12 protein-coding genes are annotated in these 13463 nt (G+C 66.7%); 9 read left to right on the forward strand and 3 right to left on the reverse strand.

Annotation, left to right across the window (positions count from 1 at the left end; all coding sequences use genetic code 11):
• Positions 1 to 185: 185 nt before the first annotated feature.
• Positions 186 to 563 carry a hypothetical protein gene (locus MKK49_RS15920; protein WP_244030101.1) on the forward strand — a complete coding sequence of 126 codons (378 nt, stop codon included), beginning with the start codon at positions 186 to 188 and terminating at the stop codon, positions 561 to 563.
• Positions 564 to 628: 65 nt separating this feature from the next.
• On the opposite strand, the gene MKK49_RS15925 is transcribed toward MKK49_RS15920, so the two are convergent.
• A complete protein-coding gene (locus MKK49_RS15925) occupies positions 629 to 1066 on the reverse strand; it encodes a PRC-barrel domain-containing protein (RefSeq protein WP_244030103.1) in 438 nt (145 codons plus the stop codon).
• Between the two features lie 87 nt (positions 1067 to 1153).
• Positions 1154 to 1279 carry a hypothetical protein gene (locus MKK49_RS24535; protein WP_279595546.1) on the reverse strand — a complete coding sequence of 42 codons (126 nt, stop codon included), beginning with the start codon at positions 1277 to 1279 and terminating at the stop codon, positions 1154 to 1156.
• A gap of 544 nt (positions 1280 to 1823) precedes the next feature.
• Here MKK49_RS24535 and MKK49_RS15930 point away from each other — a divergent pair.
• From MKK49_RS15930 to MKK49_RS15955, 6 genes are all read left to right on the forward strand, one after another.
• On the forward strand, positions 1824 to 2198 hold the full coding sequence (locus tag MKK49_RS15930; protein WP_244030105.1) for an SWIB/MDM2 domain-containing protein: 375 nt from the start codon (positions 1824 to 1826) through the stop codon (positions 2196 to 2198).
• Positions 2199 to 2202: 4 nt separating this feature from the next.
• Positions 2203 to 3030, forward strand: coding sequence for a DJ-1/PfpI family protein (locus MKK49_RS15935; protein ID WP_244030107.1), 828 nt, complete (start codon positions 2203 to 2205; stop codon positions 3028 to 3030).
• Between the two features lie 122 nt (positions 3031 to 3152).
• The gene (locus tag MKK49_RS15940; protein WP_244030110.1) at positions 3153 to 4625 is read left to right on the forward strand and encodes an amino acid permease; all 1473 of its coding nucleotides are present in this window, start codon (positions 3153 to 3155) and stop codon (positions 4623 to 4625) included.
• Positions 4626 to 4699: 74 nt separating this feature from the next.
• Positions 4700 to 5479, forward strand: a complete 780-nt coding sequence (locus MKK49_RS15945) for a class I SAM-dependent methyltransferase (protein ID WP_244030113.1) — start codon at positions 4700 to 4702, stop codon at positions 5477 to 5479.
• A 155-nt stretch (positions 5480 to 5634) separates the two neighbouring features.
• Positions 5635 to 5991, forward strand: coding sequence for a hypothetical protein (locus MKK49_RS15950; protein WP_244030115.1), 357 nt, complete (start codon positions 5635 to 5637; stop codon positions 5989 to 5991).
• A 623-nt stretch (positions 5992 to 6614) separates the two neighbouring features.
• Entirely contained in the window at positions 6615 to 9155 is a 2541-nt protein-coding gene (locus MKK49_RS15955) for a TonB-dependent receptor (protein WP_244030117.1), read from the forward strand.
• A 245-nt stretch (positions 9156 to 9400) separates the two neighbouring features.
• Here the strand turns inward: MKK49_RS15955 and MKK49_RS15960 are convergent, their stop codons facing one another.
• The gene (locus tag MKK49_RS15960) at positions 9401 to 10219 is read right to left on the reverse strand and encodes a transporter (protein WP_244030119.1); all 819 of its coding nucleotides are present in this window, start codon (positions 10217 to 10219) and stop codon (positions 9401 to 9403) included.
• A gap of 534 nt (positions 10220 to 10753) precedes the next feature.
• Here MKK49_RS15960 and MKK49_RS15965 point away from each other — a divergent pair.
• Complete coding sequence (locus MKK49_RS15965) at positions 10754 to 11005, forward strand: hypothetical protein (RefSeq protein WP_244030121.1); 252 nt, start codon at positions 10754 to 10756, stop codon at positions 11003 to 11005.
• Positions 11006 to 11535: 530 nt separating this feature from the next.
• A complete protein-coding gene (locus tag MKK49_RS15970) occupies positions 11536 to 13176 on the forward strand; it encodes a methyl-accepting chemotaxis protein (protein ID WP_244030123.1) in 1641 nt (546 codons plus the stop codon).
• The last annotated feature ends 287 nt before the right edge of the window (positions 13177 to 13463 follow it).

The raw sequence follows: 13463 nt of genomic DNA on the forward strand, positions 1-13463 counted from the left end.
CGATGGCCCTCACGCAACCGTCTGCCATCCCGCTTCCCGCTTCGCAATCGGCCGGCACGACGCCTTCCCCATCCCTGACGATCCATCCCTCGCAGTCTGGTTTTCGCCAAATCCGCGGCGTAGAGAGACGAAACCCTACGTATCCCCGCCGCGCGTGGGGCCTGATCGTTCGAGGACTTGTGCCGATGCCCCTCTTCCGGAAAGCCAGCGCCACGGTGCTTCTCGCCGCCGCCCTGGGGGGTTGCCAGGCGCTCGGCGGCGGCGGCGGCGTCATGCCGGCGAGCGATGTCGGACCGCCGCCGTCCATGCGCGGCTCCGTGCCGAATGCGGCGGGTCCGCGTTCGGCCCGGGTCGATCCCGATGACGCTCCGCTCCAGACGACGCCGACCCGGCGCCTCGACCTGCCGCGCTCGGCCGGCGGCGCCGCCCGCACGACGGCATCGGAGGAGCGGCGCATCCGCCGCGAGGACCTCGAGGGCACCGCGGAAAGCCGTTCGAGCTCCGGCGGCGGCATGACGCCGAGCCTCGGTTCGGGCGGCGTCGGCGTCGGCGGCAAGTTCTGAAGCCCGCCGAATTCCCGGACGTCACGGGCCGGCCCCGGAAAGGTGGCCGGCCTGATCGGATCGCTTCAGGCGGCCACGCGGCGGCGCCCGCCGTAGTAATCGTCGAGGCGGCCGCCGAAGGCCGGATCGGCGAAGGGGTCGTCCCCGGCCCCGTGGGTCGGCGCACGCGCCAGGGTATCCTTGTCGATATCCACGACGTAGCCGCCGAGCTCGACGCTGTAGCGCAGGGATCGCCACGGCAGCGGATGATAGCTCTCGCCGAGGCCGAGGAACCCGCCGAACGACAGCACGGCGTAGGCGACCTGCCCCGAGACCTTGTCCACCATGAAATTGTGCACCGTGCCGAGGTGCTCGCCCTCGGAATCGTAGACCGCCGTGCCCTCCACCCGATCGGAGGCGATGAGGCGCGGCGTCTCGTCGGTGGCGATGCCCTCCGCCCCGGGATCGAGTTCCAGGGATCCGGAGGGTCGGACGTGGCGCTCGTTGGGCAGGTCTGTCGGCATCGGCTCGCTCCGCGACGGGGTGTCTGAAGCGAAAAACGCGCGAGTGCCCCGGCCCGGTTCCCCGGCCCGGCCTTCCCATGATGTCCGTCAGACGTAGCCGGCGCTGCGCGGGACGTCCGGCTCGCGGCCCGGTTCGGCGGCGATCACGGCTCCGAGCCCCCCGATGAGGGTGATGGCCGCACCAATGGCGAGGGCGAAAACGGACAGGATCATGGGGTGACCCTCCCCCGTGATGGCTTAACGCATCGTTGCCGAGGGTGAATCGGAACGAAAAGCGCACGATGAGGAGAATATTTTTGTCGCGACCTTTCCTGTGCACAACGCGGGTGCCCGTCCCCGCGCCGCCACCGGGCGAACCCGAGCGGCGGGCCGGACAAGCCGACCGACGCTCCTGGCCGAGGCACCGTCCGCCCGAGCGTCGCCGACCCGGTGCCAACGGCGAAAGTCATTCCGGGTCAGCGATTTATCCGCCTTGTCCGCCCGTCCACCGGGGGCCGCCCCGGACGAAAGCCAGGGCCGCGCCGCCCAAGTACAGAGCGCGGACCGACCAAGTTCTCGGACGCAGCGGCATCGCACTGCATCGCCGAGCGGGCATCGAATCCTGTTCATAGGTCACGCTCCCTGTGGACGGTGTCCAAGCACAGGGCGGTTTTCCCTTGGAACGGTCGCGGCACCGCTTAGTTGTTGCAGCTATGCGCTCCGAGGCCTCGTGCCGTGGGCGTACCGGCGCTCGCAGCCGAACCTTCGGAGGATATCCATGGCAAAGACCACGACCAAGAGCCCGGCCAAGGACGCGGCCAAGAGCACCGACAAGAGCGCCGAGGCCGCGGCCGAGAAGCCCGTAAAGGGTAAGAAGGTCGCCGCCCCCAAGGCGGAAGGCGCCAAGCCCAACGCCCTCCAGCAGCCGCTGAAGCCCTCCCCGGAATTGGCCGCCGTCGTCGGCGACGCCTCCCTGCCGCGCGGCGAGGTGGTCAGTAAGGTCTGGGAATACATCAAGAAGCACGAGCTTCAGAACCCTGAGAACAAGCGCGAGATCCTCGCCGACGACAAGCTCAAGAAGGTCTTCGGCAAAGATAAGTGCACGATGTTCGAGATGAACAAGCATCTCGCCGCCCATCTCAAGTCCGCCTGACCCTATGGACCGTCGCGCCGGCCCCACGCTTGGGCCGGCGGACGAGGCCGGCCCGAACCGTCGCGATCTGGCGGGCCTGGCCGCCGGAGGCCTCGCCGCGGCGGGTCTGGCGGCGTCGGGCCGGGCGGCCGCGGGACGGGAAGGGTCACGGCCCCCGCCCTTGCGCGTGGCAATGCTGCTGTTCCCCGGCATGACCGCCCTCGACGTGGTCGGTCCGCAGAACCTCCTGTCCGGTCTTGCCGGGCCGCGCATCCACCTCGTGGCCGAGCATCGCGGCCCGGTCACCAGCGATACCGGCCTCGCCATCGTCGCGACGGCGGATTTCACGAGTTGCCCGCGCGACCTCCACGTCCTGTTCGTGCCCGGTGGCGACGGCACCCCCGGCCAGATGCGGAACGAGACCCTCCTCGCTTTCCTGCGCGACCGGGCCGAACGCGCGGCCTGGGTGACGAGCGTGTGCACCGGCTCGCTGATCCTGGGTGCGGCCGGCCTGCTCACGGGCTACCGGGCGACCTCGCACTGGTGCGTGCGCGACAGCGTCCTACCCCTCTTCGGCGCCATCCCCGTGGAGGCCCGCGTGGTGTTCGACCGCAACCGCTGCACGGCGGCGGGCGTCTCGGCCGGCCTCGACTTCGCCCTGGCCCTGGCCGCCCGCCTGCGCGATCCGGACCATGCCCGCACGAGCCAGCTCGTGGCGGAGTACGCGCCATCGCCGCCCTTCGATGCCGGCACGCCGCACGCTGCTGGCCCGGCCATCACCCGCGCGGCGAACGCGATCCTCGAGGACCTGGCCCGGGGATCGCTCGCCGCCGCCCGGGCGCGGCGGGACTGAGCGTCCCCGGGCGGCGATCTCAGGCGGGAAGGGCGGAACAAGCCCCCGCAACCCACTGGTGTGGCGGGGAATTTGCGTTAACGTCGCCACCATCTCACGAACATCCAGAAGCGAGACGATGCATGGCGGGCGGTTTGGCGGACGACCTCATCCGGACGAAGTCCCTGGAACGCCTGAATTCCGACGCGGAGGGCGGTGAGCACAAGCTCGCCCGCACCCTCGGTCCCTGGAGCCTCATCGCCCTCGGGATCGGCGCGGTGATCGGGGCGGGCCTGTTCTCGCTCACCGGCATCGCGGCGGCCGAGCATGCGGGCCCGGCCGTGGTGATCTCCTTCGCCATCGCCTCCATCGCCTGCGCGTTCGCCGGCATGTGCTACAGCGAGCTCGCCGGCATGATCCCGGTGGCCGGCTCGGCCTACACCTACGCCTACGCCACCATGGGCGAACTCGTGGCCTGGATCATCGGCTGGGACCTCGTCCTCGAATATGCCGTCGGCGCCGCCACCGTGTCGGTGAGCTGGTCGAGCTACGTCACCCGCTTCCTGCGCGACTCCCTCGGGATCAATCTCCCCCCAAGCCTCGTCCACTCGCCGTTCGAGACCTACACGGTCGATGGCGTGACGGCACACGGGCTCGTCAACCTGCCGGCGATCCTCATCATCGTGGCGGCCTCCGCCCTCCTCATGATCGGCATCCGGGAATCGGCCCGGGTCAACGCCGTCGTGGTGATGATCAAACTCGCGGTGGTGGCCGTCGTGGTCGGTGTCGGCCTGTTCTACATCAAGGCGCAGAACTATGTGCCGTTCATCCCCGAGAACACCGGCACCTTCGGTGAGTACGGCTGGAGCGGGATCATGCGCGGCGCCGGCGTGGTGTTCTTCGCCTATGTGGGCTTCGACGCCGTCTCGACGGCGGCGCAGGAGGCGAAGAACCCCCAGCGCAACATGATGATCGGCATCCTGGGCTCGCTCGCCATCTGCACGGTGATCTACATCGCCTTCGCGGGCGTGCTCACCGGCCTGGTCCACTACGACCAGATGAAGGGCGACGCGGCCCCCGTGAACACCGCCATCGCGCAGACGCCGTTCCCGTGGCTGCGCAGCCTCGTGACGCTGGGCGTCATCGCGGGCTTCTCCACGGTGATCCTGGTGCTGCTGCTCGGCCAGAGCCGGGTGTTCTATTCCATGAGCCAGGATCGGCTGCTGCCGGGCTTCTTCTCCAAGATCCACCCGACCTGGAAGACGCCCTACCGCTCGAACCTGTTCTTCATGGTGTTCACCGGCGCGCTCGGCGGTTTCCTGCCCATCTCTCAGCTCGGTCACATGACCAGCATCGGGACCCTGCTGGCCTTCATGCTGGTGTGCGCCGGCGTCATCATCCTGCGCCGGACCCAACCCGACGCGCGGCGCGACTACCGCACCCCCCTGGTGCCCCTGGTGCCGATCCTCGGCATCGTCAGCTGCTTTGCCATGATGGTGTCGCTGGATGGCGAGACCTGGCTGCGTCTCCTGGTCTGGCTCGCCCTCGGCTTCGTGATCTATTTCAGCTGGAGCCGCCGCCACAGCCGCATCGGCCGCGAGGAACCCGGCGCCTGAGGCCCACGAAGACCCGGGCGCGAGACGCCTGCACGGCGTGAGGCGCAGGCACAGGACGGTCGCTTGGACACCCGATGGCCAATCTGAACTACTACCACGAATCCGGTCTCAGCGCGGCCTTCTACGATGTCGTCTCCAACGCCTATCCGTTCCGGGGCGACATCGATTTCTACGCCGCCCTGGCGGGCCCCGCCGGGGCCTCGGTGCTGGAGCTCGGTTGCGGCACTGGCCGCATCGTGATCGCCCTGGCGGAGCGGGGCTACGGCGTCTTCGGTGTCGATCTGGCCCCGGCGATGATCCAGCGCGCGGCGATGAAGTGCGAGCGCCTGCCGCCGGAGGTGGGACGCCGGATCGCCCTGATGCAGGGCGACATGACCCGCGTGGCCCTGGACCGCCGGTTCGATGCCGTGATCATCCCGTTCTACGGTTACGCGCACCTCGCCGATCCCGCGGCACGGGCGCGAGCCCTCGCGGTGGTGGCCGAGCACCTGCGGCCCGGTGGACAGGCGGCGATCCACCTCCCCGCCCCCGCGATGCTGCGCCGGCCCCTCGGCGACGAGGAATTGTCCGGCCCCTACAACGCCGCCGGGGATCAGGTTCGAATCCGTGTCGTCGAGCGGACCTTCGACGAAGCGACCAGCCGCTTCCGTCAGGTGATGGACTACACCCTGATCGATGCCGCCGGGACCGTGACGCGCCAGTCGCGGGAGGACCTCGTCTATCATGCCGCCGGTCGCGACGAGATCGCCGGCAGCGCGGATCGCTGCGGCCTGACCCTGTCCCGGACGCTCGCGGATTTCGACGGCTCGGAGACCGGCCGCGAGATCATCCATGTGTTCACCCGACGGGACTGACATCGCGTTGTCGCGTGATGGCGCAACGGGATGTCTGCCGGGGTCGACGTCCGGGCCTTTGATCGAGCCCGCCGAAGACTATGCATTTGACGTTCACACTCGAACCGATATCGGTGTCGGACCGTTAATTCATTTGATGAGGGAGTAGACGCGCGATGAAGTCTCTTTTGGCAGTGGCGGCCGTCGGCCTGAGCCTGATCGGTGCGGTGGGCGTCGCCTCCGCCCAGCCGTATGGTGGGCGTGACTATGGCTATGGTGGGCGCGACTCCGGCTACGGCGGGCGTGAGTCCGGCTATGGCGACCGCGATTACGGGCGCCGGGGACGCGACGATGACGACGACCGGGGCCGGGGCTCCCGGGGGCGGGACTCGGGATACGGCGGCTTCGACGAGAGCGCCTATATCCGGTGCAACCCCGATGTTCGCCAAGCCCTTCGCAACGGGCAGCTGACCTCGGCCCTGGCGCACTATCAGAAGTTCGGCCGTCGTGAAGGACGGCGCCTCAGCTGCTGAGCCGCGATCTGGATCGATCGCCGACAAGCCCGCCACGGCGCGAGCCGGGCGGGCACGGGCGAGCTGCAAGAGCGGGCCTCCGCCAACCCAGTACCCAACGTGGCCGATCTGAATTGGCGCCGCCCTGGGGATTACCGGGTCAGGGCCGAAATCATCTCATACGGCGCTTCATGCGCTAAACGTGCATGATCGACCTTGGAATTTCTGATCTTACCTGGCTTTGCCTTATTAACCCAAGGCTATAGAATTGTCGATCCGACATTTCAAGACTTTGATTTCCCTCACCGCTCCACACGCTGATCCCGGCATATCTTTCGGTCGTCGACGGATTCGTGCCCGATCCTCTTCATGATACACATGTTGACTCAACCGCGCGAAACCGGGCGGAGCGATTGCCGAATTATCCCGACTTGTATTGCTACTTGTCCAGCGATCATCCTGCGGGATAAGGAAACAATGTGACATGAACATCACGCGCCTAGTCATTCAGCAGTTTAGAGGCTGCTGAAGCTGCCGGGTCGAGCGTGACGGTATTGCCCTGTCCGCGCCCCTTCGCCCATGAAAGCTGCACACGTTGCTCGAAGGCGGCGGCTACGAAAACGGTCTTGGGTCGGGGAAGAATCATGCGCTCGCTGCGGTACAGCCTGTTCGCTTCGGTAGCCTTGCTACCGTGTGTCGCTCAGGCACAGAGCTCGGTTTCCCTGAGCGAGATCAGCGTTGTGGCAACCACCCCGGTCGGCGTCGCGTCCGGAAGCGGGGCCCCCAGCGTCCCGGTGCTCCAGGCTCCGGGCGGGCCGGCCCTGCAGATTCCGGATACCTCGCGCCTGCGCGGCGGTGCGCTGCCCCTCAACAAGATTCCCAGCACCGTCGAGACGGTCACGGCCGCCGACCTGAACTTCGACCGGGCGACCTTCAACGCCGTCGAGACCCTGGCCCGGCGCGTGCCCGGCCTCAACCTCTCGGACAGCCAGGGCAACAACAACCGCGTCGACATCAACTATCGCGGCTTCCAGGCCTCGCCGGTCACGGGCGTGCCGCAGGGCCTCGCCGTCTACCAGAACGGCGTCCGCATCAACGAGGCCTTCGGCGACACGGTCAACCTCGACCTGATCCCGCAGGTCGCCATCAACCGCATCGACGTCGTGACCGGCAATCCGGTCTTCGGCCTCAACGCCCTCGGCGGCGCGATCAACATCCAGATGAAGAACGGCTTCAACTGGCAGGGCACCGAAGTCACCGCGCTCGGCGGCTCGGACGGGCGCATCGCTGGCTCCCTGCAGCACGGCAAGATGATCGGCCCCTGGAGCATCTACTTCGCGGGCGACGGCCTCAACGACCGGGGCTGGCGCTTCCAGAGCCCCAGCACCATCGGCCGCGTCTACGGCGATGTCGGCTACCGGACGCAGGATTCGGAGTTCCACCTCATCGGACAGATGGCGCGGACCTACTTCGGGGCCGCCGCCGCGACGCCGACGGACTTCACCCACGTGGAGCCGCGGGCGATCTTCACCTACCCGCAGACCACCACCACCGAAGTCGGCACCATCCAGCTCACCGGCCGCGTCGACCTCTCGCCGACCTGGGACATCTCCGGCAACGCCTACTTCCGGCGCTTCAGCCAGCGCTACATCGACGGCAACGACAGCGATTTCGAGAATTGCAGCACGCGGTCGAGCTTCCGCGGTCGCCTCTGCTTCGAGGATGACGGCTTCAGCCCCTCGGCCGGCCAGTCGCAGCTCGACTTCCGCAATCAGTTCCTGATGCTGGGCCGGGGTGCCCCGAACGGTATCCCGTTCACGGCGGGCGTGCCCTACGGCACCCTCGACGTCACCAAGACCGAGGCGACGGGCTACGGCGGCACGCTCCAGGCGGCCAACCGCGACCGGGTGTTCGGCTTCAACAACAGCTTCGTGGTCGGCGGCTCCATCGACGTCGCGGATTACGGCTTCAAGTCGTCGAGCACCCTGGGTGTGATCAACCCCGACCTGTCGGTGACGACGAACCCGCTCACCGCCGCCTACGGCACAGTCCCGGGTCTCGGCACCGATTTCCTGCGCACGGCCGCGGCGCTCGGCATCGCGCCGAGTTCGGTCACGGGCTCGAACCTCTACATGGGCCTCTACGCCACGGACACCATCGACATCACCGACGCCCTCTCGCTGACGGCGGGTGCGCGGCTCAACTTCGCCCGCATCTCGAGCCAGGATCAGACGGGCTTTTCGCCGGACGTGACGGGCACACACTACTTCAACAAGATCAACCCGGTGGCGGGCCTGACCTACCGCTTCGCCCCGGGCCTGAACCTCTACGGCGGCTACTCCGAGTCGAACCGCGCGCCGACGCCCCTCGAACTCGCCTGCGCCAACCCGCTCCGCCCCTGCCTGCTGCCGAACTCCCTCGTTGCCGATCCGCCGCTCAAGCAGGTCGAGGGCCAGACCTACGAGGTCGGCTTCCGCGGCGCCCTGCCGAACTTCTACGATGGCGGCTTGGTCAACTACAAGGTCGGGGCCTTCCGCACCGACCTGACCAACGACATCCTGTCGCTCGCCACCCCCGGCAACGCCGCGCGCGGCTACTTCGTCAACGTGCCGGCGACCCGTCGCCAGGGCGTCGAGGTCGGTCTCGAATACGTCGCCGACTGGCTGACCGTCTACGCGAACTACGCCCTGATCGATGCCACGTTCCGCTTCAACGGCACGCTTTCCTCGCCCAACAACCCCCTGTCGGTGGACGGCGCGATCGACGTGGTGCCGGGCAACAAGGTCCCGCTGATCCCCGACCACCAGTTCAAGGTCGGCTTCGATGTCGAGGTTCTGCCGCGCTGGCGCGTCGGCATGGCCATGCAGGCCTTCTCGTCCGCCTATTACCGCGGCGACGAATCCAACCTGAACCGCAAGCTGCCCGCCTACTACGTGCTCAACCTGAACACGAGCTACCGGGTCAACCGGAACCTCGAACTGTTCGGCTACGCCACCAACCTGACGAACAACCGCTACACCACGTTCGGCACGTTCTTCGAACCGGGCCTGGTGGCCAACCGGTACCCGGTCAGCGACGTGCGCACCACGACGCTTGCCCAGCCGCTCTCGATCTACGGCGGCATCCGCTACACCTTCGGCGAGGCCCCTGTGCCCATGCCGGAGCCCATCGTCCGCAAGTACTGATCGGACCGCACCTGATACGGCCTCCGCTTGATCGGAGCGGCGGCTGGATCAGACGAGCCCGTGCGCGACGCCCGAGCGAAACCCAAATCCGCCATCCCGAAGGGATCCATCGGATTTGGCATGAGCCTGTCCCCCGCCGCGAACCGGTGAAGGGTCAGGTCGGAATCAAGAAGGCCGGCCTCGAACGGGGCCGGCCTTCTCGTCGTGTCGAGGGGATCGGATGCGCAAGCCGCGATCGTCGGGGCTCAGCGCGAAAAGATCGGCCGAAGCGGCTCCGCGCCGCCGTCCTTGTAGACCGGTACGATCGCACGCAGCCATCCGCGCGTGTCGACGCCGCCATAGTTGCTCTGTGCCACGTCGCGGGTGACGTAGGCCTGGAGATTCACCGGTCCGAAATCATAGCCGATCAATCCACCGACAGCGACCTGACCCTGGCGCTGGGTGCCGGGTCGGCGCGTCGTCGGCAGGTCCGTGGATGCGAAGGCGACGGGCCCGACTTCCCATTTGCCGAACTTCCTGGTGGCCGTGAGGTCGAGGTTGAGGAAGTCCGGATAGTAGGTCCCGAGCGGCGACACCGTGTCCAGCAGGATGCCGTGCAGCACGTGGGCCGTGAGGTTGAGGCCGTCGCCGTTGTAGGTGGCGGCGAAGCGCTGGTGCAGCACGGCGTTCTGGATCACGATCCGCGTGTCGCTCGGCACGTAGGCGCCGAGCAGGTAGCTGACATGGACGTGCTCGCTCAGGGTCCAGGCCACTTGGCCCGCGAGGAGGGTCTGGCCGATGCCGCTCTGATAGGGCGCACCCCGGCTGCTCGTTGCCGCGATCGGCTGGAGCACGACGAATTGCAGGCGCCCGCCCGCCAGGGTCCACGGCGTCGCCCAGATGAAGCTCGGCAGGTTGATGTTGAGTTCGGTGCCGCGCGGCTCGGTGCTGCGGATGCCGAAGCTCGATGTGTTGACGAAGTAGAGGCCCACCGCGAACGGCGCGCCGGCGGGCAGGCCGACGGTCTGGCCCGGCTGCGCGGCCGACCCCGCCTGAGCCGTCCCGCCCGCCAGGGCAGCGACCATCGCAAGCGATCCCATCAAACCGCCCTTGAAGCCCGTCATCCGTCCCACCCTTGTCCCGACCCTAGGCCTCGTCTGCATGCCGCCGACGCGACGTCAGGTCGAGGCATCCCGCGCGCCGTCTTCGCTCGGGCAGGGACTCCCTCCGTCGTCGTGGCCGCGGCGCAACACGACCCCAGCCGGGATGACGTTCAGGGATACTTGGCCCAGAATCCGGGACATCTGGCTCAAAAGGAAAAGCCTCGACCGGGTTTCCGGGCGAGGCTCGAAGCACTCCAGACGTTTTATGAAATCGCGATGGAGCCAGCGATTTAAATGGTGGGTGCACAAGGGTTCGAACCTTGGACCCGCTGATTAAGAGATGGCTGGAAAATCAGCATTTTCAGAGGGTGTTTCGACAAATCGCATCATTTGCCTTCGTTGATCTAGAAGCCTTTTTCACCTCTGTCGAAATGCGCTTGGCTAGTTGCGACACCTGAGCCGTAGCCCCCGGCCCGGCGCCCGTCTATCCCGTCCGGCCACCAGACACCGGACCCCATGTCAGCCGCACCCAAGATCGTCCCCGCCGCCCCGCAGGCTTGGCGCCAGGGCTTCCTGAACCTTCGGCCGAGCGTCGTGCCGTGCCTGGGCCTGGGCCTGGGCTTGACCCAACAAGCTGGGCAGGTATTCATGAGAAGTGCGTCGACTTCCTGGACCGTTGGGCGGATCGCGTTCGTGAACACCGCCCACTACCGCGATACCCCGGGCCGGCCGACGGGCGCGGTCCCGATCTGGCTGTTCGGGCGGTGAAACAAGCCAGCGCGCAACCATTGGCTGACTACAGACTTTAGCTCGCTCGCGGGCAGATGATCTGCCCGTCAGCGAACGTGCAAGGCAGCCCCTAACGGTCCTATGATCAGGGTCATGCAGCAGATCTGGGTTCCCCGATCTGGGCGGCTACGGTTTTCGCCCTTCCTCTGCGGAATCGCTGCTGCCCTTGCTGAGCTATGTCCGCTGCCTCTCACCGATCCGCTGCCGGATCGTATTGTGGTGGCGCTACAGGCCCTGTCATAGATGTAACGCGGCCCGTCGCTTTTCACCCATGCGGGCTCGCCTTCAAGAACAGCAGATCAACGTAACTGGCCGGCCGGGCTGCGCGCGAGAACCGCGCTCCGGACTCGTACTGCACCTTCTCGATCCCGTTCCGTGCTACGTTGATCAGGATGAAGGCTTCTCCTCTGGGACAACAGCTACTGCCGCGTTATGAAGGCGTGGCAGGCCAAGAGCGCATTTGGCTGTGCAGGTAGAATCTGTAGTCTCTGTGCAAGGTCCAGTCGAAAATGCCGAACACGTTTGGCCTCAACCGCACCCTCGGTGGGGCCGTCGGCGCCATCGCTTTGGTCGCAACTTTAAGTAGCGGCCTCGTCCTGACAGCCTTCAACCAGGTGCATGATGCAACCGAGGCTCGACGCCAAGTCACGTTGGTTTTGCGCGATCTCGATGCCTTCCGAGCTGCAATGCTTAACCAAGAGACCGGGCTGCGAGGCTACCTGCTCACCGGACGAGAAACGAGTCTTGAGCCTTATCGCGCAGGCCGTCCTGCCCTGGACCAGACGATCGACCGTCTCGCTGCCCGGATTGGCGCAAGCGCTGTGCCCTCGCCCCTGCTGAACGACGCCGTGACAGCCGCGCGCACTTGGCAGGTGGACATAGGAGAGGCTGCTATTCGTATGGCCGCCGATCCCACTACGAGAGCGACCGCTGTAAAAATTGAGGCCGACGGCTCCGGCAAGCGGCTATTCGATACCCTTCGCGATAAGCTCGCGGCCATTGAGGCTTTGGAGGAGAAGGAACGCGTCCGGCAGAACATGCTCCTAGCCGCGGCAGAACGAAACGCATGGCTCGTGCTCTGGGGCAGTGCCCTGTTCACACTCCTGATCTGCCTCGGCATCGGCGTTGCCATCCATCGCCTGATCGTCCGCCCGCTCGGTGCTGTGACGCGTTTTGCCGAACGGGTTGGATCCGGGGATCTGACCGATCGAGTCGCCATGCAGCGACACGACGAACTTGGGCGTCTGGGTCGTACTCTGAACGGCATGGTCGCTGGGCTGGCCGACCTGGCGCAGACCAACCGTACTGCGACTTCCGATTTGAACGCCGCAGCGGCCGAGATCAGCGCCTCAGCGCAGGAGCAGGCGGCCTCCGTCGAGGAACAATTCGCCGCCGTGCAGGAAACGGCTGCGACCATGGACGAGATCACTCAGACGGGCACGCAAATCAGCAAGCGGGCTGGCGATGTCATCGCCACTGCGCAAAACACAGCTCAGACCTCGCGTCAGGGCCTGCGGGCGGTGGCCGACACCGCCAGGGCCATGGAGGCGATTCGCGAGCAGGCGGAGGCGGTTGCCGGTAACATCGTGGCGGTTTCCGAGAAGACCCAGGCCATCGGCGACATCATCACCACCGTCAACGACATCGCGGAGCGCACCCACCTGCTGGCGCTCAACGCCGCCATCGAGGCGGCCGCCGCCGGCGAGAGCGGCCGGAGCTTCGCCGTCGTGGCCTCGGAGATGAAGCTGCTGGCCGATCAGGCCAAGGCGGCGACGGGGCAGGTCCGCACGATCCTCGGCGAGATCCAGCGCGGCATCAACACGTCGGTGATGCTCACAGAAGAGGCGGTCAAGCGCGCCGCCGCCGGCAAGGCCCGCTCGGACACCACCCAGCGGACCATTGAGGAGATCACCGCCAAGGTCGAGGAGAGCGTCCAGACCTTCCAGCAGATCGTCGCCTCGACGAACCAGCAGCAGCTCGGCATTGAGCAGGTGATGGGGGCTCTCCAAAACATCCGGCAGGCGAGCCAGCAAACGGCGGCTGGCACCCGCGAGGTCGAGGCCGCATCCACCAATCTGACAGAGCTCGCCCAGGCTTTGATGAAACTCACCGAGCGATACCAACTGGTGGGGGAAGCAATACCGGCATGAGCACGACGATCGCCGGGCGGTTCGGCGAGGTGCCGGAGGTCGCCGCGTACAGCCTGTAAGGTGGGTAGGCACTTCCTGATAACGGCAGGCCGGCCATGCCCTATCGAACCGACTATGACCCGCTGCCCCAATCGCAATGTCGAGCCAAGTTGCGAACCGGCTTAAGCGTGAGATAGGCGTCCCATCCTGCCAGACCTTGATCGTTTCGGGCGGCGGGGGCGTTACGCATGCGCTGTCAGCACGTCGATCAGTTGAGTGATGTAGCGCGTCGCAAGCTTAATTAATTA

Origin of the sequence: Methylobacterium sp. J-090 (genome assembly GCF_022829345.1) — a bacterium.
In the GTDB taxonomy this organism is placed as follows: Bacteria; Pseudomonadota; Alphaproteobacteria; order Rhizobiales; family Beijerinckiaceae; genus Methylobacterium.

Bases quoted from the DNA above. Each gene is read 5' to 3' on its own strand.
- MKK49_RS15920 (WP_244030101.1), top strand. From the start codon at position 186: ATGCCCCTCTTCCGGAAAGCCAGCGCCACGGTGCTTCTCGCCGCCGCC.
- MKK49_RS15925 (WP_244030103.1), bottom strand. From the start codon at position 1,066: ATGCCGACAGACCTGCCCAACGAGCGCCACGTCCGACCCTCCGGATCC.
- MKK49_RS24535 (WP_279595546.1), bottom strand. From the start codon at position 1,279: ATGATCCTGTCCGTTTTCGCCCTCGCCATTGGTGCGGCCATCACCCTC.
- MKK49_RS15930 (WP_244030105.1), top strand. From the start codon at position 1,824: ATGGCAAAGACCACGACCAAGAGCCCGGCCAAGGACGCGGCCAAGAGC.
- MKK49_RS15935 (WP_244030107.1), top strand. From the start codon at position 2,203: ATGGACCGTCGCGCCGGCCCCACGCTTGGGCCGGCGGACGAGGCCGGC.
- MKK49_RS15940 (WP_244030110.1), top strand. From the start codon at position 3,153: ATGGCGGGCGGTTTGGCGGACGACCTCATCCGGACGAAGTCCCTGGAA.
- MKK49_RS15945 (WP_244030113.1), top strand. From the start codon at position 4,700: ATGGCCAATCTGAACTACTACCACGAATCCGGTCTCAGCGCGGCCTTC.
- MKK49_RS15950 (WP_244030115.1), top strand. From the start codon at position 5,635: ATGAAGTCTCTTTTGGCAGTGGCGGCCGTCGGCCTGAGCCTGATCGGT.
- MKK49_RS15955 (WP_244030117.1), top strand. From the start codon at position 6,615: ATGCGCTCGCTGCGGTACAGCCTGTTCGCTTCGGTAGCCTTGCTACCG.
- MKK49_RS15960 (WP_244030119.1), bottom strand. From the start codon at position 10,219: ATGGTCGCTGCCCTGGCGGGCGGGACGGCTCAGGCGGGGTCGGCCGCG.
- MKK49_RS15965 (WP_244030121.1), top strand. From the start codon at position 10,754: ATGTCAGCCGCACCCAAGATCGTCCCCGCCGCCCCGCAGGCTTGGCGC.
- MKK49_RS15970 (WP_244030123.1), top strand. From the start codon at position 11,536: ATGCCGAACACGTTTGGCCTCAACCGCACCCTCGGTGGGGCCGTCGGC.